Annotated in this window: 15 protein-coding genes; 7 read left to right on the plus strand and 8 right to left on the minus strand. The window is 45.1% G+C overall.

Annotation, left to right across the window (positions count from 1 at the left end):
- Positions 1-249 (plus strand): DNA-binding transcriptional regulator (locus IT291_10745; GenBank protein ID MCC6221705.1); only part of this gene is annotated, 249 nt, incomplete at its 5' end.
- A gap of 253 nt (positions 250-502) precedes the next feature.
- On the opposite strand, the gene glgP is transcribed toward IT291_10745, so the two are convergent.
- The 8 genes from glgP to ruvX all read right to left on the minus strand — a co-directional run bounded on the left by glgP (position 503) and on the right by ruvX (position 12,534).
- Positions 503-2,161, minus strand: coding sequence for an alpha-glucan family phosphorylase (gene glgP, locus IT291_10750; protein MCC6221706.1), 1,659 nt, complete (start codon positions 2,159-2,161; stop codon positions 503-505).
- Between the two features lie 216 nt (positions 2,162-2,377).
- Positions 2,378-4,846: a VWA domain-containing protein gene (locus tag IT291_10755; GenBank protein ID MCC6221707.1), complete on the minus strand. Its 2,469-nt coding sequence runs from the start codon at positions 4,844-4,846 to the stop codon at positions 2,378-2,380.
- Positions 4,847-5,013: 167 nt separating this feature from the next.
- Entirely contained in the window at positions 5,014-6,966 is a 1,953-nt protein-coding gene (locus IT291_10760; protein MCC6221708.1) for a VWA domain-containing protein, read from the minus strand.
- A gap of 8 nt (positions 6,967-6,974) precedes the next feature.
- Positions 6,975-7,781, minus strand: coding sequence for a DUF58 domain-containing protein (locus IT291_10765; protein ID MCC6221709.1), 807 nt, complete (start codon positions 7,779-7,781; stop codon positions 6,975-6,977).
- 106 nt (positions 7,782-7,887) lie between these two features.
- Entirely contained in the window at positions 7,888-8,919 is a 1,032-nt protein-coding gene (locus IT291_10770) for an AAA family ATPase (GenBank protein MCC6221710.1), read from the minus strand.
- A gap of 50 nt (positions 8,920-8,969) precedes the next feature.
- Entirely contained in the window at positions 8,970-10,862 is a 1,893-nt protein-coding gene (locus IT291_10775) for a hypothetical protein (GenBank protein MCC6221711.1), read from the minus strand.
- Between the two features lie 76 nt (positions 10,863-10,938).
- A complete protein-coding gene (gene mltG / locus IT291_10780; protein MCC6221712.1) occupies positions 10,939-11,982 on the minus strand; it encodes an endolytic transglycosylase MltG in 1,044 nt (347 codons plus the stop codon).
- A gap of 57 nt (positions 11,983-12,039) precedes the next feature.
- Entirely contained in the window at positions 12,040-12,534 is a 495-nt protein-coding gene (gene ruvX, locus IT291_10785; protein ID MCC6221713.1) for a Holliday junction resolvase RuvX, read from the minus strand.
- A 154-nt stretch (positions 12,535-12,688) separates the two neighbouring features.
- Here ruvX and IT291_10790 point away from each other — a divergent pair, with 154 nt between their 5' ends.
- From IT291_10790 to IT291_10815, 6 genes are all read left to right on the plus strand, one after another.
- Entirely contained in the window at positions 12,689-14,146 is a 1,458-nt protein-coding gene (locus IT291_10790; protein MCC6221714.1) for a peptidoglycan DD-metalloendopeptidase family protein, read from the plus strand.
- 205 nt (positions 14,147-14,351) lie between these two features.
- Positions 14,352-15,164, plus strand: a complete 813-nt coding sequence (locus tag IT291_10795; protein ID MCC6221715.1) for a hypothetical protein — start codon at positions 14,352-14,354, stop codon at positions 15,162-15,164.
- A gap of 153 nt (positions 15,165-15,317) precedes the next feature.
- On the plus strand, positions 15,318-16,631 hold the full coding sequence (locus IT291_10800; GenBank protein ID MCC6221716.1) for a class I SAM-dependent RNA methyltransferase: 1,314 nt from the start codon (positions 15,318-15,320) through the stop codon (positions 16,629-16,631).
- Between the two features lie 22 nt (positions 16,632-16,653).
- A complete protein-coding gene (locus tag IT291_10805; protein ID MCC6221717.1) occupies positions 16,654-17,322 on the plus strand; it encodes an HAD family hydrolase in 669 nt (222 codons plus the stop codon).
- A gap of 161 nt (positions 17,323-17,483) precedes the next feature.
- Entirely contained in the window at positions 17,484-20,138 is a 2,655-nt protein-coding gene (alaS, locus tag IT291_10810; GenBank protein MCC6221718.1) for an alanine--tRNA ligase, read from the plus strand.
- The coding region (locus tag IT291_10815; protein ID MCC6221719.1) for an HDIG domain-containing protein at positions 20,135-21,930 on the plus strand (1,796 nt) is incomplete at its 3' end. The genes alaS and IT291_10815, both read left to right, overlap by 4 nt.

Here is a 21,930-nt window from a genome sequence, read left to right on the forward strand (position 1 = left end):
GGTGTCATCGACAAGCGGACGATGCAGGAGTTCGACGCGTCTTGCTTGACCCCAGTTGACGAGCTGACCGCCGAGGAAATCCGCGCCATACGCGAGCGCGAGAATGTCAGTCAATCCGTCTTCGCCCATTATCTGAATGTGCCGCTAACTTCTATAAGCCAATGGGAGCGTGGCGAAAAGAAGCCTTCCGGCCCCTCACTCAAGCTTCTTGCCCTGGTCAAGAAGTACGGCCTCGCCGCCGTCGCCTGACGGCGTTTCTGGAAACTGTAATGCTTATTCTAGCGACTTCGGCTACCGATTCTATACCGTTTCCAAAAAGTAAGTTAAATATTTTACTTTTTGGAAACGGTATGTGTTGTTAATTCGCAAGTGCGAAATATTGCTCACCGAAGATTTGCAACATGGTCAAGACATAGATGGGGTGCAAGCTATTAGCCCATCCGCTAAGTCGTACGAGCAGTGCAGGCGCTAATAATGGGAGCGAATCGCTTTACCGCTAATATCAATAGTACGCCTTTAACACATACTCAAACATCATGCGCTCAGTGCTAAAAAATGAGCCGTTTAGTGCTATGGCGCTCCTCATGACTTGGATGTAATCGTTTGCGTTGTTGTAATACATAGGCAAAATAGTGTTTTCTAGCCTATTGTATAGATCTTCTGCGTGACTAGCCGCGAGATGTCCATCGTGACTTATTTCATTAGAGTTCCCGATTGCCCAGCCTGTTATTCCTTCAATGCATCCCTCTATCCACCAACCATCTAATACGCTTAAAGATGGAACGCCGTTCAGCGCTGCTTTCATTCCGCTAGTTCCAGATGCCTCCATAGGAGGTTGGGGGTTATTGAGCCATAAATCCACGCCCGCAGTAAGTCTAGAGGCAATATGCATGTCGTAGTTGGGGAGATAAACAATTTTAATGTCGTTGCTTAAATGTTTTGCGGCCGCAAAGATCTTTTCTATCAATTCCTTTCCATGCCGGTCATGAGGATGAGCCTTCCCGCCAAAAATAAACTGAAGTTTGCCAGTGCTCTTAGCAATCTTTCTCAAGCGCTCAATATCGCCAAAGACTAAATCTGGGCGTTTATAAGCCGTTACGCGGCGAGCAAAACCTATTGTAAATGCATCCAAGTCAAGCGCTACGCCTAATCGCTCGGCAATGAAATCTAAAAGGGCTTTTTTTGCAGATCTATGCGCATTCCAGATTTCTGCCCGAGGAAGCCCGGCAGCGTAGCGCAGACTAGCGTTATCTTCTCGCCATCCAGTAATAAAGCGATCGAAGAGTTCAGCAAATGGCCTACATACCCAAGTAGTGGCGTGAACGCCATTTGTAATCGAATCGATTACGTAATTTACGAACATCTTGCGAGAGACTTTTCCATGTTGCTTGGCAACGCCGTTAACGTAGTGGCTGTTCTGTAATGCCAAGTGAGTCATGTTTAGGCAACCATCTTGCAAAAAGCGCTGTTCAATATAGCGAATGTTTTTTGGAGAAAGTAGTTGTTTTGCCAAGTTAATGGAAAATAGATCGTGGCCAGCGCTTACGGGAGTATGCGTTGTAAATACACACTTTTGACGCACGGCGCTAAGAGCCGATTCTGATAACTCAGTCTCACCCAATCGCCTAATTTCCTCATCCAACAGTTCTAACGTTAAGAGGCTCGCATGCCCTTCGTTTAAGTGATAGCGCCGAATATTGTCGTATCCGAGCACCCTTAACATCCTTATTCCGCCTATGCCTAAAACTATTTCCTGCGCAAGGCGATATATTGGTTCGCCCCCATAGAGTTGATCGGTCAAGGAGCGATCCATGGGATCGTTCTCCGGAAGATCGGTATCGAGTAGAAAAACTTCCACATTGCGCGCACCTCTTCCCTTCACCGTGTACTTCCATGCACGCAAAAAAACCTCGCGACCATCAACTTCTATCATGCCGCGACCACCCATCTCCTGAAAAAAGTCTTCAACCTTCCAATAAACAACCTCTTCCGTTTGTCTCCCATCGGAATCTAGTTTCTGAAAAAAATAGCCCTTGCGATGTAAAAGAGTAACAGCAACTAATGGTAGCGAGAGATCTGCTGCGGAGCGAAGAGTATCCCCAGCCAATACACCTAACCCCCCACAGTATGTGGGAATATCGGGCGACAAAGCTATTTCCATGGAAAAATAGGCAACTACTCCTGGCGCACGAAACATAATTTAATCCTCAAAACCTCAAGTAGAACTTCTCAATGAGCGCTAAGCTACCTAGTTTACACTAGATACATACGATATCGGTTCACAAAAGCTATCGCTTTAACGCATGCCGTCTGAAAAACCCGAAGTGTAAAAGTTAGGTGCGGTCGAATGCAACTGTTTTTTTTCGGCGCACAAATATTATGGGCGTGTCGGACAACGGTAGTTTTCCGACACGCCCATAAGTTCACGTGCTAAAGCTTCCATTAAAATAAGCACAAATGCCGCAATAATTAGAGGCGTATGCAGAGGCCTTTCCTCTTTAATAGTACGTACTTTTCGGAGTAGGTCTGCGGGAGCGGGGTTAAGTGAACCACCACTTAAAAAAGCAATTTCGCTAAGCTTCTTGACATCGATGCCTAAGCCCTTCCGTTCTCCAAATACGTCACCAGTAATGGTTACAGCAGCAGTTGGTAAGTCTATTTTGCCATATTTTATATCAATTTTATAATCGCCAGGTCGAGCCTTCTCGATGTTAGTCTTAAAGCGGCCCTTGGCGATTGCTTCAAATTCGCGCACATTGACTTCGCCGTTTGGATCTAGAATTTTTGCACTAATCGGTGCTGAGGATTTAGTTTTTAAGGCGGTGTCGAAAATGGCTAAATCCAGAACGAGGTCACCTCTATCTACATAGTGCCTTAAATCGAAGTCTACATCTTTGCGGTTTTCGTTAGATTTGCTCTTCGATGCCTCGAAAATTTCGATCCAGAATTTGTTAAAGCTAGGCCATTCAATCCACGGGTTTGACCATCGACCATTAGCATCAGAGGTGTACGCAATGACTTTGCCATCGCCGTAGTTCCAACTCGCCATGATGGGGAAGTTGGTTTCATCCTTCTGTGTTATTAGCTCTAGTTCAGACCCTTTTTTAGGCAATGTCTCGACAAAACCCAGCACCGGTGGAAAATCGCTGACATCGGAAGAAAATGCTTGAGCGGATCCCACAATAACCGGAAATTGCGCGTTTTCGCGCATAGTTTTTTCACCGGTCGAAACCTTAATATCGTGCAAAAAAATCTGCGGAAGTTGGTTCGGATCTAATGTGTGGTAAAAAGCCCCTTTGCCTTGAGAGGAAAGGCCCTTTAGAAAAGGAACGTCCGCTTCAAGTCCCAAAGCAATAGTCGAGACGGTAACCCCGACCTTTCTCAGACTGGATATCTCATCGAAATATGAGCTATCGGCGTTTTCAACTTTACCGTCGCTTAAAATAATTACGTGCTTTCTACTCGCCTCTGCCTTGGCCAAACTCGATTTCGCAAAAGCTAATGCTGGAAGTAAGTTGGTTCTACCAGCAGCTGTTAAATTTTGTAGACGCCTGCTTGCTATTTGCCTAACCTCCGGCACAGCGTCCAAGCGAATTATAACAAACGGCGTGCTATCAAATCCTATGACCCCGACTAAATCGTCGTCCTTTAGTGCGTCGATTGCAACTAACGCGGCTCTCTTAGCGGCTACAATTTTATCTTCCTCAATCATGCTGCGAGATTTATCAATCACCAGTATTACAGCAGAATTTAGCCGACGCTTTGTTGTCCTAGGAGGAGCAAATTTTAGCGGAGAAATTCTCTCTAAAGGCGTGTCGATGTAGCCACCTAGACCAAAACTGCGCTCACCTCCGACCAAAACCAATCCAGTACCTTGCTCGACAGCATTTTTCAGGTTCCCCAGAAAAGACTCCGGTAGCTGGCGCTTAGCGACATTGTTGAGTATGACTGTCGAATATTTCTCAAAGGATATCGGTATGTCCTTGTCCCTATCGGCTATTACGCTGTGCAGAGAATAGCCGTTTTGTTTTAGAAGTGGCTTTAGTATTCTAGCATCTGTGTCTGCACCGCTAATTAATAGAACTTGAGCCTTCTCTTTTGCCGATAACCAACGATGCTTTTCGTCGAGAAGCGAAGATCCCTTGCCATAGTTTTTCGTCTCCTTGAGTTCTACCCGTATGCGCTGTAAGCCACCTTTGATTTCCGGGGTGGTCACCGTAAAAAGCCGTTCCTGTTTGGGCGGTATCGTGACCGTTTCCGAAAAAAGCTTTTGCTGGTCCAACCAAATTTCTAAGTAGGCTTCGCTTATCTTATCGAGCTCGTTTCTAATGCTAGTCTGCACTGGGATTTGTTCGCCAACATTTGCAACACTAGCAGCATGAAGAGAGGTAACGGACAAGCGCAATTCTCTAAAATTGCTTTCGTCAGGCACGACGGGAAAAACTTTTAAACCTAAGCGCTTCGCCATGACTGCGGCGTCTCGACTATTTCCTAAAGTTTCGTGGCCATCGGATAACAATAATACTCCGCCATAGCTACCCATAGAAGAAACAGTTTGAATCGCCTTGCCAATGTCTGTACCGCCAGAATCAGCACTATTTTCAAGCTTTTTGCTAAGTTCGCTCAAGCGCGCGAGAGAGGAAAGACCATCTATTGCTACGGGTTCGCTTGGCGCGCGCTTTGCAAATGGAATTAACTTGAGAACAAACTCATCTGTCTCCTCAACATACGGCTTAATAGCTTCGACCAATGCCTCCCGCGCTTGTCCACTGGTACTAAAAGAAACGTCAAATAGCGCAAGAAGTTCCTTTTTAGTCGTAGAGTCGATAGCTACAGGTCTACACAATGCAACTATTAGCGAAGCAATAGCTACGACTCTTAATAGAGTCGACCAAAAAAAACGGCCACGCCAAATAGTGGTTAAGACTACAACTGGAAGAAGGCCAAGTAGCCAGAGATATTCAGAATGCGTAAACTTAGAATTTACTATGTCTATAAGATAGTTAATCGTATCTAATCTCCTGTTCCTAAGCGAGTCGATATATTAACGAAATTCGGGAACATCCTAATTGCAAATTCTACAAGCAGCACAATAATAACCAAGAGCGCTAAATATGGCCAAAGAGGCTCTTGCAACTCCGATGGGATGCTCGCATTTTCAAGTTGTGCTGGAAGTTGAATATTTGCAATCTCGAAAGTCTTTGACTCATTAGCATGAAATGCATTCGCAGTAATAACCTCAGTGCGTTGCTTAATTGAATCGACGTTAGATCCGCTTATGTTAGTAATCTTATATTGTCCGGGCAATCCAAAATAGAAAGGTATAGTCTTGTCCGCATCGGTTTCGAAATGTAGAATTTCTTCCTTGGGAGTGGCTATTATCCAAGAGCGATTCTTTAGTAGCTCTATGCTAGAGCCAGTTAGCATTCCAATTCCTAGGTCGGTCTTATTCGTTAGCCAGCGCATGAGGTTAAGAGTTAAGACGCTATGTGCTAATGTTCTTGCTCCTTCGAAGGGAAAAATCTCAAAACCCAAAGCTGCAAAGCGATGTCCGCGACTTTCTCCGCTCACTATTATCGGCCCGCTTTCAACATTAAGCACCGATGACATCCAGGGGCGCAATTCGAAGGTAACAGCATTTTGTGGAGCTAGTAGTGGGACCTGCAAATAGGCAGTTAGTGGACTAGACTCGTCCCAACTAGTTATTTTTGGCTCAGAGACTTCAGCCTTTAGAGGGAATATGCTATTTTGTTCCGGTGGAAGAACAAGCAGTGTAGAAATACTGGGCGTTTTTGTTGGTGCGCTCTGGTGAAATACAATTAAGGAAAAATCACTTAAGGCCGATTTGCGGAGCTTCGCAAAATCCTCTGGCAAAACAGATGTTATCTCCAAACCATCTATCTTTTTTAGCCCCAAGCCGTCTCCTGACTTCTCGCTAGGACTGACCAGAAGTACCGCCGTTCTTAGTGTCGAATTGTTGCTAATCCAGGCAGTATCGTCGATGGCAATGGAGTTATAATTTGCATCCGACTCGATATCTAGTCTAAAAAGACTGGACTCTGAGGTCAGCTTATCGAGCTCAAATTGCACTTCAGTTTCATGTTGAGGATTGAGCAAAACTTTCTTCTCAGTAATTAGCGTAAAGGCGTTCTTATCTTTAGCTTTAAGAGCCTTTTGTGCAAACAGCCTGGCTGTCACCTCGAGCGGAGAATTGTTGGATAAGCCAATGCTAGCCCGCACCTTCTTGTTAGATACCTGAGTCGGTAACTCGAGTTTGGCGTTAGATATGAATACATTTGACGAAGCGATTCCTACACTAAAGAGTTCTATTTCTGCTAGGGGCCTGTCCTTTGCAGATTTGCCGGACGAGCTGTTTGAGATAACTTTATCTGTAAATACTACAATCGAATCGAATTTAGCTGATGAAGCCAGTTCGGCAACGCCGAGTTCCAATGAGTCGGGCGAGTTAGCGGCTAAAATATTTGCTATTTCTTTCTTGGCTGCATCCGATGTCAAGTCAGCTGGCCCCACCTGCGTGAAAGTTGGGGAGGAGGAGTAACAAGTAAACCGACTACTATTATTTTGCTTTGACAAAAAATTGTTGGCTAGTGAAAGCGCTTCATCGATTCTTTGCAGAGAATTGTTTGACGCTCCTCTGCGAGCACTCATGCTCATGCTCGTATCTATGACGATAGCTATATTTTTGCCGCTACTTGACATAAACGGCCCCGCGGCGGCGATGGCCAATAGAAGCATCGCCAATAGTTCGAGAAAGAAGCGGAGGGGAGGCTTGAATTTTCGCTTCGCGACGACGTGTTTAGTAAGCTCCTTAAGAATTAATGTGCTAGATACAACAATTCTAGGCAAACGCTTTTGCCGTAAATAGGCAAGAATCAATAGGGGTACAAAAACTAGTAGAATCGCAGCGGAAGAATTGGCTAAGTGAAATGAGTCAAAAAAGGTCATTGCGAATCTTATTTCAAAATCCCCACCGCCGGAAATCTTCTCAGTATTACGTCAGTAAGAGACTCCTCACTTTTAATCAATACGTAGGAGATTTGTCTTTTTCGGCAATAGTGTTCCAATTTATCTATATGTGCCGACATTAAACGAGAATATTCCTTTTGCGACAATTGGCCAATCGAAAGCTCCACTTCTTGTCCATTTTCCGAGTCCACTACAAGGACGTTTTTGGATGCCAAATTGAGAACAGTCTCGCTTGGGGAAATTATCTGAATGACCGAGATGTCGAAATTGCGATATCTCAATACGTCTATAGCAGAAACTTGTGTCTCATGATCGAAAAGAAAGTCCGATATCAAGAAACATTTTCCTGGTAGCTTGTGATTTATTATGGACTTGCGCACCTCTTGAACAAAATTGAATTTTCCATCAGGCGCAATGTCAGATAGTTCCCTCAAAACCTTGCTCAAGTTGCCTCGACCCCGAAATTTGGGTGAGTTTTTCTTGCCCAATATAGAGAACGTGACCGAGTCGCCGTCAGTCATCGCTACGTATCCAAGGGCCAAACTCAGATTTCGTGCCATCTCGAACTTGTTTTCACCTTTTGGATAGCCCATTGAGGCACTGGCGTCGAGAATGACAATGACGTTTAAATCCTGTTCTTCGCGAAACTGCTTTAGGTACAAGCGATCGGTTCTACCATAAGCTCCCCAATCTATGTGTCTAAAATCATCTCCCTCGGCGTATAATCGGTAATCGGAAAACTCTAATCCATGGCCACGCCGGAGTGAGCTGTGAACTCCTTGGCGGGATCCCAAAAATGAACGCCTAGTATGGATTTTTAACTGTTGGAGACGGCGAAAAAAAACTGGAGAAAAGGGTTCGAGCATTATTACTGTATTGCTATATGCAAATCCCTTATGCCTAGGAAAGATCGATGTCTTTAGTTACCTCAGCAATTATGTCGTCTGCGCTTATTCCCTCAGCTTCTGCTTGGTAGTTTAGGATTAGACGATGTCTAAGAGCCGGTGCCAGCGACTGCTTAATATCTTCAACGGCTAGGTTCACTCTCTTGTCGAGCAAGGCGAAGACTTTTGCCGACAACAAGACAGACTGAGCACCTCGTGGACCTGGACCAAAGCGCACGTAATCGTTAACCATGTCGCTAGCGTTTTGGCTGCCCGGAGAGAGAGCAAACATAAGGCCAATTAGGACGTCTTCTAAAGGGGGTGCTATTACAACCCGCCGCACTAACGAACGCATTTGCATAATAGTGTTTACAGTTTGTTCAGCGCCGAACACATGACTGATGAGAGGTTTTAAGTTGCCCGTCGTCCTTGCCAAAATCTCCTTTAGTTCCGAGGATGTAGGCGACTTTATTAATAACTTAAAGACAAAGCGATCTAACTGTGCTTCTGGTAGGGGATATGTTCCTTCAAGCTCTATGGGGTTTTGGGTTGCAAGGACAAAAAACGGCTGTGGCAGTTTATGCGTAGTGCCTATAATGCTAACTTGTTGCTCTTCCATTGCCTCGAGCAGAGCTGACTGAGTTTTAGGTCCCGCTCGATTTACTTCGTCCGCTAAGACTATATTTGCAAAAATGGGGCCTGGTCTAAATTGAAAAGTTCTGCCACCGTGTTCATTGTCCGTTAGTATTTGCGTTCCAGTTATGTCGCTAGGCATTAGATCGGATGTGAACTGAATCCGCTGAAAGCTAAGTCCCAACGCTTGAGCAATAGATTTTACGAGTAGGGTTTTACCTAATCCAGGTACACCTTCGAGTAGCACGTGTCCACCCGTGAAGATCGCTGCGAGCGTTTGTCTCACTACGTCCTTCATTCCTACTACAACACGTGAAAGTTCTCCCTCTATTTTTAAAAAATTGTCCAAAAACCAGCCAGCCTCTTCTATTATCTCAGAGCCGTGGTTTCGAGTTATTGAGGTCGTATCTGTCATTTGTCTCCGCGAGTTTTAGTAAAAAGTGTTTAAGGGCATTTCGCACTAGTCTAACGCAATATGTCTGAATACTCTACGGGAATAGGTTGGCTTAACTTTCCCGTAGAGGCCGAGGGTTTTTTAAATTCCCTAGTCCCGAGTTTAGTTTTGGCCACTGCTTCGGATTTATTCTCGTATTGTTTAGGATCCGCTCCGCCCAGATGTCGTACTATTATGTTTTCTTCTGGAGGTAAAGTAACTTCTGTTTTCTTGGCTTTCGCTACGTCTAGCGAACCGTCCTCGCCTCCATCAAAAGGTCCAAAGCGTTCGGCTTCTTTAGAAGTTGGAACAGCATTTTTCGAGTCCTCGCCTCGTTTAGCTCCCTGTTTTGCCGAGGAATCATCTGGTTTTTCGGCTGGAAGGTCGTTTTTTGTGTCCTTTTTACCTGCTCTTGGCTCGCCTTTTTCTTCAGAGTTCTCGGCCTGCTTGGGTTGCTGTTTGGCATCATTGGCAGAACCTTTTTCCTCGTTCGATTTGTTTTCTTTTGGGTTAGCGGCGCTCGACTGTTGGTTATTATTTTCTTTTTTAGCTTGCTTAGAAGATTCTTTTTCCGGAAATTCTTGCTCCTTCGCCCCTTGCGAATACTCTTGGGCCTTTCTCTCGATTTTCTCCAATTTCTCTCCAATTTTTTCTAGTTTATCGCTCTTAGTTTCTTCCTTTTTTTGCCCCGGCTGTTCTTTGCTATTTTGTTCTTTCGACTGCAACTTATTGGAGTCGCTTTTAGTGCCTCCAGAATCTTGTTTTTGAGAATTTTCTCGCTTGCCCTCCGCCTGAGAGTTTGCATTTTGAGCTGAGCCATCCTTGCCTTGAGTATCGCTTTTCCCAGCCTGAGTAGCACTTCCTTGCTGCTGCTTATTTCCACTGCTACCGGAGTCCTCCTTTGTAGAATTGGGTTGTTGCTCACCAGAGGACTGCTTTTGTTCTTCGGGCTTTTCTGCCTTACCGGTTTTTTTCGAATGTTCGCCCTTGTTTGAATCGTCGCCACTACTAGCGCCATCTTTCTTTTCTTTGTCGCCGGAACCACGTTGCGACGAGGAATCGTCTTTTTCTTCCTCGTCGCTATCGCTTCTGCTAGACTGTTTATCTTCTTGCTCTTTGCTTGAGTCTGTTTGGCGTTGTTTATCTAATTGCTCTCGTTGGTCTGACTGTTGCTCGTTTTCCTTTTTCTCCTGATCGTCGGGTTTATCTTCAGGTTGCTCGCGCTCTTTTTCTGCTGTTTTAGGGAACGTAGAAGGTGGATTGCTCTCTAGCTTTGCAAACTCCTCTAAAAGCGCTTCTGCCTTATTTGCCACCTCCTCACTAATGATACCGTCTTCCTCAATTGCTCGAACAAGCTCGAGAAGGTTTTCATTAATGTGTGAGGGAAGTAAATCGTTCGCATTTGCAATTTGTTTTAGCTGTTCAATGTGCTTGGCGGTATGGTTCGCTAGATCTGCCGAAAAGCTCTTCGTTTCTGCTGGCAACATCCAAAATAGGGCTATGAGGACAAGGAGGAAAATGGGTGAAATGCACGCACTAACCCGCGCCGGCTTTTCTAAAGAAATGGGAAGTCTTTCGCTTAAAACAAAGTTTTTAGACAGCTCTTCGCCCTGAGTGGAAATAGCCTCGAGAGAGGCTGCGATTAGTTCGGAACTGTCAGGAGAAAGCGTAGCAATGGTAAGAAAACGTTCCTTGCATCTAAGTTCATCATCGAGTAAACGGGCCGCTTCTCTATTAGAGGTTTTCTTGAGCAAGTGCGCAAACTTAACAAGGACTGCAAGTAGCATCGCCATTGCCAGACCTAGGATGCTTGCACAAATAACGCTGTTAGTAATATAGCTCGCAGTAAGTGTTAGGCTTATGGCAATTAGGCCTAAAGGCGCAAGAAGCAATACCCAGAAGTTAAGCCTTTTTTTCTTTGTCAAGCGTTTAGCAACGCTTGATATTAGCTCTATGCAATGCACTCTTTGCCCAAATAAAAATCGTATTCCTTAATTGTCGTTATGACAACTTAATAGACTTTTGATGTTTTGCAACGGCCTCGTTATGTTCCTTAAGCGTTGCCGAAAAATGATGGCTCCCGTCACCCTTTGCCACAAAATACAAGTAGTCTGAGTCAGCTGGATAAAGAGCTGCTTTAATGGAACTTGCTCCCGGGCTGCATATTGGCGAAGGTGGCAAGCCTACATTTGTGTAAGTATTGTAAGGAGTGTTTCTTTTAAGGTCTGCCTTTGTAAGATTTCCATCAAAATCTTTTAGGCCGTAAATTACAGTTGGGTCGCTCTGAAGTGGCATGCCTATTCTCAACCTGTTGTGAAAGACAGAAGAAATGATAGGGCGCTCTTCGGGTTTTCCAGTCTCTTTTTCTATGATAGAGGCAAGAATTAGAACATGGTAATACGGCATGCCAATCTCTATGGAGCGGCTAATCATTTCATCCGTCATTTGCTTTCTGCCTTGATTGACCATTTCTAATACAATTGTGCGCGCGTCAATAGGTCGACTGAACTGATACGTTTCTGGAAAGAGGTGGCCTTCTAGCGTGTTATTGATAATTCCAAGCTCTTGAAGGATGTTTGGATCGGAAAAGGCTCGTTCCAACTCTATCCTTGCAATGAGCCCAGTTTGCGCAATGCGCTCTGCAATTTCGCTAAGTCTTAAACCCTCGGGTATGGTGAACCTGTAGTATATTACCTCTGCGCTGAGAATTTTTTTTAGGATGGAGAGCGAACTCATGTTGCGCGATAGCTTGTATTCGCCAGCTTGAATTAACTTTTCAGATTTTTCTGCTTTTGACTTTCCAGCATAGTAGAAGGCCCACCAGGACTTGATAAGCTTTTCTCGCTCCAGTTTCTTAGCGATAGTCCGCAAGTTTGCTCCTTTTTCCACTATGAATGAAACTTCCAGTGGTGAATTGGGTTCGACTGGACCCAAGAGAGTCTCGCTGACTAATAGATAAGTCAATAAACAGCCCAAGAGAAAGGGAACGATGTAGAGGGTCAAACGACCCAATCTAAGGAAAAAATTACTTAAATCAAGGCTCAATTAATGTTCTCCTGTGTAAGTAAGCTGCTCATCCTCTTGTTATGCCTAAGCTTAAGCTCAGTTGTCCACTTCTTCAGAACAGGGAGTGTAAAGATCTTTATTGGTGGCCATTAGGTAACTCTCTACTATTAGCGACGCACTTATTTTATCTGTGTGTTCCTTAATAGCCTTTTTCTTTACCTTGTTCCCAGCGAGAATTCTTTCGGCTTCCACCGTGCTAAAGCGTTCATCCCATAATTTTATGTGAATCGGATGAAATTCTTTAGTCGAACAAGCACCTGTTTCTCGCTCGAGGTAAGTTTTTAATTTTTTTACAAAATCCAGTACTTTTTTAGCTTGTATATCTATGCTTCCGTCAAGCTTTTTTGGCAAGCCAACTACAATAACCGAAACGTCCATCTTCTGAGCTAGATTTACTATTTCCTTAAAGTGCTCATTCCGCTTGCACTTTATGCAGGAATGGGGCTGTGCGCTTATGCATAGAGGATCGCTTAAAGCTACGCCAACTCGCGCGTCGCCCACATCTAGGCCCATTACTCTTTTTAAATGCATAGTTTAAGAACTTTGTATAATTTACTAAATTACCATAGAATATGGGACTTTTATTAAATCGTCAAATTGATTTAATATGCGAGTGTTTCTAATTAACAGCTTGGTGGTGTGTATATCCTAGCTTATTGAAGTTTGCGTATCGGGAGACGGTCATTTGTCAAAAGCAGCTCGCAAATATAACTCCCGGCATCATTTCGTAGCGCCTAATTATCATGCTAGCCGTGCTTTAAGTGGGCAAAAAATTTATAGCAAGCGATCTCGAAGGCGAGCTAATATAGTTGAGCGTCCTTCTTCGTTTTATTGGAGATTTGTAGCAGTTGCTGCGGCACTGATGCTGCTGATCCTATTTGTAGGGCTCGACCTTCGCATTCCAAGCAAGCAACTGCCTGAGGATGAGGTAACTTTTTTTCCACCCGTGGCCCTAGGGGCGCTCGCAGAGCCGAGATTGGCGATTCCTACCAGTTCGCCATTTGCTAGTTACACTGTTGTACATAGGGTTAAATCTGGCGAAACCTGGGCTGCTTTGGCAAATATTTATGGGTTTCCTGTTACCGTGGCCGGAGACATCAAGGAGGCTTTTGATACCTTGAGCAAGGCTAAGGGAGTTAGAGGTGAGCTCGACGTTGGGCAGGAGCTTTTTTTAACTTTTGACCCCTTAGTTGGTCTAGCTAAAATTAAAACGTCTGGCTCGAGATCTAGCGCGGTTGAAGTATCGCTCGTCGAGGATGGGAAGTTTGTTGGGAGAGTCAAGGAGTTACCGAAAACAGTTACGGAACGAGTGCTCTTAGGAGAAATAACCGAAGCAGCCCCTTCTTTTGCGCAGGCAGCGTATAAAGCTGGAGTCATGTATGACTTAGTAGATGACTTGGTGGATCTATTTAGCGATCGGGTGCGCTTTAGCAGTGATTTCCAAGTCGGCGATCGGTTTACCGTAATCTACAAGGAGGAAGTTTTAGAGGACGGAACAGTTTTAACGCCAGGTCCAATATTAGCTGGAACTCTTAGCATTAAGGGTAAGCACTTTTCTGCTATTCGCTATGTAGGGAACGATGGCGTTGCGAGGTACTTTGATGAGGGTGGCAGACATTTGGGTAACGCATTTTTGCGTTACCCTGTTAAGTTTAGTAGGATTTCTAGTTACTTTTCCACCTCGCGGTTCCATCCCGTTTTGAAGCACAGGAGGCCTCATAATGGAGTAGATTTTGCAGCCGCGCATGGCACACCTGTTCGCACGGTGGCGGATGGCAGGATTGTTTTTGCGGGACGAAAGGGTGGAAATGGTAATCTTGTTACAGTTCAGCACACCGATCGCTATAGAACTGCTTATGCCCACTTAGCGCATATTGCGAAGGGGATTAGGAATGGTGTTATGGTAAAACGCGGCGAAGTGATTGGGGCGGTTGGCGCTACGGGCTTAGCGACAGGTCCACATCTTCACTTTGCTTTTTTCGACCGCGGCAGGTATGTTGATCCACTAAAGGTTGATTTGCCAACTGTAGATATTTTACGCGCTGGTCAAAAGATCAGCGAACGCTATCTCGAGCGAGCGATTCTTACTTTAGATCGCTACCAGAAGTTAGATCTGGGCGATCTGTATGCAAGTCGGTGGTAGGTTTTTATCCCCACCTCGGGTCTTTAATATAAATACCTCTGAGTAGAAAATTTCTAACTCGTCTCTCTTATTGTGGGCGCGTAATTTTTTAGTTGGCGCGGATAGGAGAGATGAGAAAGGCATTTTTAAGGTTTGTGTAAACCTTAACTTTTTTGCTCTCCGTGTTTATGCGGAGAGTGGAAAATCTTTTAGAGGGGAGGTTTTTATGGAGGATCCAAAAACAATTGTAAGTTTCTTTACAAATGTGGCGCTGCACTGTTTGGTGCGACGCCACCTGCCAATAGATGTGATGGCCTTGGTAGCTAGCGGCTACCCGAGGCTCCTGGAGTTTCCAAAAAGTTTCGGAGATCTCCTGAATAAAATCGCGCACGAATATCGGTCGAGTGAATTGCGAGATGTTCTGCGCGGAGTATTTCGCCAGTTAGTAGCCTCGGATCGAGACTACTGTTCCGTACTTGCCCATATCGGCGCGATAAACTCAAATGCACAGTGGGCAAAGATATCGGCCTATATTTTCGTCGGCATAGAGCGCGCTGAGGAAATATTAAAAACCCGCGGCCCGTATAGGAACAGTACATGGGATCTCCCTGCCCCGCTTGTGGCTAACGAACTCATATCTCGTGGCCAGAAGGCCTATCGGGGATTGGATTGCCTAACTGCACATAAGGCCTGGGCGAGTTTGTTTTCCCTTTGGCGGTTATTTAAGAGGGAGCTCGATTTTAGCAGTGAGCTTCAAGTTGAGCTCATTTACTATGTATATGAGGAAACCAGGTTTGTTACTCGCGATTTCCTGGGCTTTTGTGATAGCCAATATCGGCAGCTAGTAATTCCATGTTCGTCAGTTACATCGGATGCAGCGGACGAGTTTTCGTCTTGCACTACGAGGACTATTAAAATTGGAACTTATCAGGAGCCGATAAATGTTCCCAATCAACTCGATGGCAGTTGCTCCAGTTTACTTATTGGATATGAATTTTATGAGGGGCTGAGTGGTCTTCGTCAAATCATTCAGTTTTAGAGGTTTGCTAAAGCCGGGGGAGATGCTTCTATCAACTCGCATCTCCCCCATAGGTTCTTGGGCTTTTCTCGTCTTATCTAGATCTTGTATTCCCGCTAATATGCTGCAATTATGGCCGCAAATGGTAACGTAGTGTAGGTGAAAATTGACTTAATGGCGATACATTCGGAAGTTGGAGTTAATATTAGGGGCCTTGCCGTGGGTGGTGCTGGTGTGGGGGAAGTTGTTGGTCAGTCCAATGGTCGCAGCGATTTGTTGGGCATTACGGCGTTTGTTCCTTTTACGGTGCCGGGAGAGTTGGTTTGGGCGCGCACGGTTCAAGAGAAAGACAGGCATGTCGAGGCACAGTTGTTAGAGGTGCAAAAAAGTGCAGACTGTCGCAGAATTCCCAGATGTCGGCATTTTATGACGTGTGGTGGCTGTGAACTTCAACACATTTCTTATGAGGGTCAGCTTGAGGCGAAATATCAGTTGCTAAAGGGAGCAATGAAAGCTGCTAGATTAGGAACTGAAGTTGTCGAACTTTTAAATCCCGTTTGTCCCTCGAGTGAATATGCTTATAGGCGTCGCGTCACTTTACACCTCAATGCTAATGGCCAAGTGGGATTTTATAGGCCAAACTCGCGCTCTGTCGTAGCTATTGAAGAATGCCCAGTGTTAGTTCCAGAACTTCAGGAATTGCTGCCATCTTGCGCTAGTTTTGCAAGAACTGTGTCGCGCAGCGTCACTTCTATGACGCTAGAGTCCGATATGAAAGGGGTTATAGTAGTACTGCGCTCGGCATACGATCTCGGAGATAGCGAGGTTAAACAGGTATTAAAGGAAGCGCGCAAGTTTTTTGCAAACGTTACGTTGATTACAGGAGAACGGGAAGTTGGTGGATTTGGAAGGCAAATTTTGGAATTGCCGCTAAATGAACGAAAAACACTTGTTCTGCAAGTAACAGCTGGCTTCTTCTCTCAAGTTAACTGGCCGATAAATTTGGCCGTGGTTGCTCGTCTGCTTCGTCATTGCGGTTCAGTAGTTGGTAAGCGAGTCTACGACCTTTATAGCGGAGCAGGTAACTTCGCGTTCCCACTTCTAAGAGCCGGGGCCAATGTTGTTGCCGTCGAATCGGATAGGCGTTTGGTAACTAGTGGTCGCCAGACTGCCGTAGCTAACGGATTTCAGCAGAAAATTGAGTTTAATAACGTTTCCGTAGAGAATTTCTTGAATGCGGCAGGTATTAAGGCGGATACGCACGCAATAATTGTCGACCCGCCACGTGCGGGATTGGGTAGTGCGGTGAAGAGCTTGGCCAATGCTAGGCATTTAATGCTAATATCTTGTCATGTTCCGAGTTTTATCAGAGATCTTAAAGCACTAGTTCAACATGGGTGGATTCCTAAGGCAATTGAGCCGTTTGACATGTTTCCACAGACTTCTTACGTGGAAGTATTGTCTGTATATGAGTCTAGCTCGCCTTAAAAAATGTTAAGCGCGTAATTAAATGAACAAAATCTTAAAAGAATTGCCTAAATTGGTTCTTTTTGATTTAGACGGCACTTTAATAGAATTTCATAGAGATTACTTATTTAGTCAAACTCACTTTCTATTGCAAGAAATGGGTTTTTCCGAAGTTGCACAGGTGGTTCTCAATGAGGCATTTGCAGAGTTTGATTATTTTAGGTTCGTTGCCGCAGAAAGTCGCGATGCTTTCATTGAACGATTTTGGTCGTTGTTTGATTGGGATAACTTTCCTGAGCCCAAGCCACTCGATGGAGTTTGCGATACTTTGTCGACTTTAGTTTCTGCAAATATTGATGTTTCAATTGTTACCTCGAGATTCATGGCAGTAGAAGACTTAGAAAGCATGTTGCGGCAGACTGGAATATTACAGTACGTTTCGCGAATAAGAGCTAGGCCCGGTGATCACGTGCACTGGACGGACAAACGAGGGCTTATTAGCGAAGCTTGCCAGGCCTTCGGGATTGCTCCTAGCCAGGCAGTGATGGTTGGCGATATTCCGACCGATATAAGCAGCGCTCGCGATGTCGGCATTGGCACGAGCATTGCAGTATTAAGCGGAGGGGTGCGCAGAGACGTGCTAGAGCTTGCTCGGCCAGATTTGGTGCTGGAGAGCGTAAAAGACCTTAGTAGTGCCATGGGATTAGTGTAGAACGACTGCTCTATCTAATTAATATGCTTAATGCGCGTGTCGAAAAGCGCGCCCTTAATGTGCTAATATGATTATGATTTTTGCGACGGGGGCAATATCGAGGAGCAAAAGCTTCGTAATATAGATAATATTATATATGCGGAAAAAGGAGATTGAAAATCTTGAATACTAATGAAATTAGAACTTTGTTTCTAAACTTCTTTGCTTCTAAGGGGCATGCGATAGTTAGTAGCTCGTCTTTGGTTCCGGTGGGGGATCCAACGCTGCTGTTTGTCAATGCTGGCATGGTTCAGTTTAAGGATTTATTTCTAGGTACGCAAAAACGGGATTACGTTCGCGCTGCTACTAGCCAAAAGTGTCTCCGCATTTCGGGAAAGCACAATGATTTGGAAAACGTTGGCCGCACGGCTAGGCATCACACTTTTTTTGAGATGTTAGGCAATTTTTCCTTTGGCGATTATTTTAAGGAAGAAGCCATTTTGTTTGCATGGGAGTTTTTGACGAAGGAGCTAAACCTGCCCAAAAATAGGCTATGGGTAACTGTGTTTAGAGACGACGACGAAGCGGCCGAGCTTTGGCGCACTCGCACAGATGTGTTGGACGGTCGAATACTTCGTTTTGGTGAGGAAGATAACTTTTGGGCAATGGGCGACACTGGGCCTTGTGGCCCATGTTCGGAGATTCACTATTATATCGGTAACGATCCGGAGAACCAGAGCGCTGAACAGATGAGAAGTGGGACTGGCGAGTATCTGGAAATTTGGAATCTCGTTTTTATGCAGTTTAATCGTGCAGCTAGCGGGGAGCTCACCTCACTTCCCAAGCCGTCAGTGGATACGGGCATGGGGCTCGAGCGCATTGCTGCCGTAAAACAAATGGTGGCATCTAACTATGATTCAGACTTGCTTCGCCATATCATTTCGTTTGTGGAAAATTTGTCTAAGAAAAAATACGTCGGCAAGGATTACACTGAACGGGACTTAAGCGAAGATTTGCAGTACGCAACTGATGTTGCAATGCGAGTCATAACGGATCATTCTCGAGCTTGCGCTTTCTTAGTAGCCGATGAAGTTAATCCCGGTAGCGACGGACGAGGTTACGTATTGCGCCGACTGATTAGACGAGCATGTCGCCATGGAAAAGCTTTGGGTTTTAACCAAGCATTTCTGTACGAGGTTGCTGCTGAAGTCGTTCGCACGTATGGCGAAACTTATCCGGAGCTAAAAAAATCAGCCAGTCGCATTTCTAAAATTATTCGAGCTGAGGAAGAGAAATTCATAGAAACCTTGGATACGGGCATGTCTCTTTTAACAAAGGAGATCGAGGCGGTTAAAACAAAGTCGAGCCGAGTTTTTCCGGGAGAAATTGCTTTTACTCTCCACGATACTTATGGCTTCCCCCTAGATATGACAGAGGACATAGTAAAAAACTATGGGTTTTCGGTGGATACTCGTGGGTTTGACAGAGAAATGGAAAAACAGCGAGAGCGTTCACGACAATCTCGTTCTCAGGAAAGCTCGCTAGTGTTGCAGCGGGTCGTTAAATCTATTCCAACACAGTTTGTTGGCTATGAGTATGCTGAATATGAGTCTAGTATCGCTGGCTTGTTTGACGAGAGTGGCGAAATCGAAGTGGTAAAAACTGGCGACCAAGTCATTTTAGTCGCCAAAGAAACGCCCTTTTATGCAGAATCCGGAGGGCAAGTTGGTGACACCGGTGCTATTAGCTCTAAGAATGCGTCCCTTGAGGTAATCGATGTTCAGAAAGTTTCTGGAGACACTATTGCTCATATCTGCCTAGTTAAAGAGGGTGAATTATGCAAGGGAGAAGCGATTAGGCTAGCTATTGATGATGCGAGGCGAAAGGCTATAAGAGCTAATCATTCGGCAACTCATCTGCTGCATTCGGCTCTGCGCGGAGTATTGGGCGAGCATGTGAAACAAGCTGGTTCTAAAGTTTCGGATTTGGGTTTTCGTTTCGACTTTTCTCATTTTGAGCCAGTCTCTGCTTCTCAGTTGGAAGACATAGAGACAGTAGTAAATGCTGCCATTCGCGAAGATTTGGACGTAAATACTCAAGTGCTTAAATTTGACGAAGCGGTTAAGTGTGGGGCTATGGCGCTTTTTGGGGAGAAATATGGCGATTTGGTAAGAGTAGTGAGAATGGGAAATCGTTCGCTCGAGCTTTGTGGCGGAACTCACGTAGGGCGCACTGGTGAAATAGGTTTAATGACAGTCGTTTCCGAAAGTGGAATTTCTGCCGGAGTTCGTCGCCTTGAAGCAAGAGCCGGGACGAGCGGTCTTGCGGAAATGCTTGCGAGGCGGCGTTTGCTGGGCGAGCTGAGCGAACTCTTAAGAGTAGGTTCAGCCGAGCTTTGTAGCAGAGTGGAGGGATTGTTGGAGCGCAATGCCAAGTTGGAGCGACAAGTTGAGCACTTGGACAAGATGCTTACAACGGCTAGGGGTGCTGATTTAGTTGCTTCGGCAGTTGTTTTGCCGGATGGAGTAAAAGTGATTGCTAAGAGATTAGAATCCGTTGCGCCTAAGCAGCTAAGAGAAATGGCAGACGATTTAAAACAGCGGCTAGGACAAGGATGCATAGCACTGGCTAGCGTGAATGAGGGTAAAGTCGTGATACTAACGGCGGTTACGGACAATCTCACCAATAAGTATCACGCTGGAAAGTTAATTCAAGAATTGTCGAAAGTCGTTGGGGGGAGTGGTGGTGGCGGGCGCGCCGATATGGCGCAAGCAGGCGGGGGAGATCCCCACAAACTTGAACTCGCGCTTGAGCGATTTAGGGAGTGCGTATCGTGAATTTGTCGAGCTATATATTTAGTTTTTCTGACAAACTGCGCGATAATTTATATCGCGTGTGCATTTTGTTTGGCACTTCGATCGCAATAACATTTGTCATGACGACTTTGGTGTCGCAACTAATAGAGCCGCCAATTTGGAATATAGGCCAGGTTGCGAAGCGCAGTGTCGTGTCACCTACCGACTATACGATCGAATCTGCCGATGGCGCTGGAATGCTCCTGAATTATGAAGTTCACAGAGGAGAGACCATAGTAAGGGCCGGCGACATAATTAGTCCAGAGCACTATATAAAGTTAAATCGCTTGATTCAGTTACAATGTGCGGGAGCGAGTTTATCAGTTGCTTTTGGATATGTTTTGCTTAATATTTTTATTTTGCTTTCTGTTTATGCCTTTACCATTTTTGCATGGCCAGATTTTAAACCCTCGTCCCGAGATTTGTTTTTAATAGCAGGCACGCTTTTAGGAAGCTGTGTAATGCTTCAGATATTTTCAATTTTGGGCCGCTCATTGAATCTTTCCTTCCCCGATTTAAGTCCTACAGTTTTAGTTTTGTCAGCACCATTAGCCGCTGGCGGAATATTGTTGGGAGTAACGCTTAGTGCCGCTGCTGTGTTCTTGTTTGTAATTAGCTTTGCTCTGCTTACCGGTGTTTTTTTGGTAGAATCCTGGGAGCTTTTGTTGTTGATAGTGCTTGGCAATATGGTAGGCGTGCTAAGTGTAAGCCGCTGCTGCAAGAGGTCTACCTTTGTCGATGCTGGAGTAAAAGTAGCCATAGCTAACATGGCAATTGTTTGCATATTTTTGTTTGTGGAGCCTCATTTTAGTTTTGCTGATAACACTACTCGAATTTTACTAGCAGTACTGGGAGGTCTTTGTTCTGGCGTATTCGCTGCTGGGCTAGTTCCTATAGCGGAGTATTTTGGCTCGTATGTCACAAATATCAAACTGCTCGAACTTGCCTCAATAGAGCACCCGCTGCTGCGAAGATTATCGGTAGAGGCGCCTGGCACTTGGAATCACTCCATGATGCTAGGTCAAATGGGAGAAGTGGCGGCAGAAGCTATAGGCGCTAATCCACTATTAACTCGGGTTGGCGCGTACTATCACGATATCGGCAAACTTAAGAAACCCGCTTATTTTGGAGAAAATCAAACGTTTGGAGAAAATAGGCATGACAAATTGACTCCCTCAATGTCTGCGCTAATCATTAGAGCGCATGTTAAAGACGGAGTTGAACTAGCTATCCAACACCATCTCCCTAAGGCGGTGGTGGAATTAATCATGCAACACCACGGAACAGGGAGAATTGAATTTTTCTACGAAAAGGCGATTAACGCCGCCAGTGAAGAAGAAATCGTCGACGAGGCTCATTATAGATATGCTGGGCCTAAGCCGCAGACCAAAGAAGCCGGTATTTTGATGTTGGCAGATGCCGTTGAGGCTTCCTGTAGATCTCTGTCGGATCATTCTCATGCAAAGATTCAGGGATTGGTGCAAAAGAGAATTAACCGCGTCTTTGCCAGTGGTCAGCTCGATGAGAGCGAACTTACTTTAAAAGATTTGCACGCTATTGCTAGAAGCCTAACGTTGGTTCTAACGGGTATATATCACAGGCGAGTTGAGTATTCTGAGCCGGCAGATAAGCGACATAAACAATCGCTGACAGAAGTGAAGCGCGGGTTGCAGAGTGCTGAGGGCAAGATAGACAATTCGTCTGTGGTGAACACTAGTCTAGGAGAGCATGTTAAGAATGGGCGTAGAGATACTAGTGCGAAAAACGGCAGCGA

It is taken from the genome of Deltaproteobacteria bacterium (genome assembly GCA_020845775.1).
In the GTDB taxonomy this organism is placed as follows: Bacteria; Bdellovibrionota_C; UBA2361; order SZUA-149; family JADLFC01; genus JADLFC01.

What these genes read in the sequence shown, in the direction of transcription:
- ruvX (MCC6221713.1), bottom strand. Translation starts at nt 12,534, where the DNA reads ATGCATTTAAAAAGAGTAATGGGCCTAGATGTGGGCGACGCGCGAGTT.
- IT291_10760 (MCC6221708.1), bottom strand. Translation starts at nt 6,966, where the DNA reads ATGACCTTTTTTGACTCATTTCACTTAGCCAATTCTTCCGCTGCGATT.
- IT291_10805 (MCC6221717.1), top strand. Translation starts at nt 16,654, where the DNA reads ATGAACAAAATCTTAAAAGAATTGCCTAAATTGGTTCTTTTTGATTTA.
- IT291_10795 (MCC6221715.1), top strand. Translation starts at nt 14,352, where the DNA reads ATGGAGGATCCAAAAACAATTGTAAGTTTCTTTACAAATGTGGCGCTG.
- glgP (MCC6221706.1), bottom strand. Translation starts at nt 2,161, where the DNA reads ATGGAAATAGCTTTGTCGCCCGATATTCCCACATACTGTGGGGGGTTA.
- IT291_10770 (MCC6221710.1), bottom strand. Translation starts at nt 8,919, where the DNA reads ATGACAGATACGACCTCAATAACTCGAAACCACGGCTCTGAGATAATA.
- IT291_10800 (MCC6221716.1), top strand. Translation starts at nt 15,318, where the DNA reads ATGGCGATACATTCGGAAGTTGGAGTTAATATTAGGGGCCTTGCCGTG.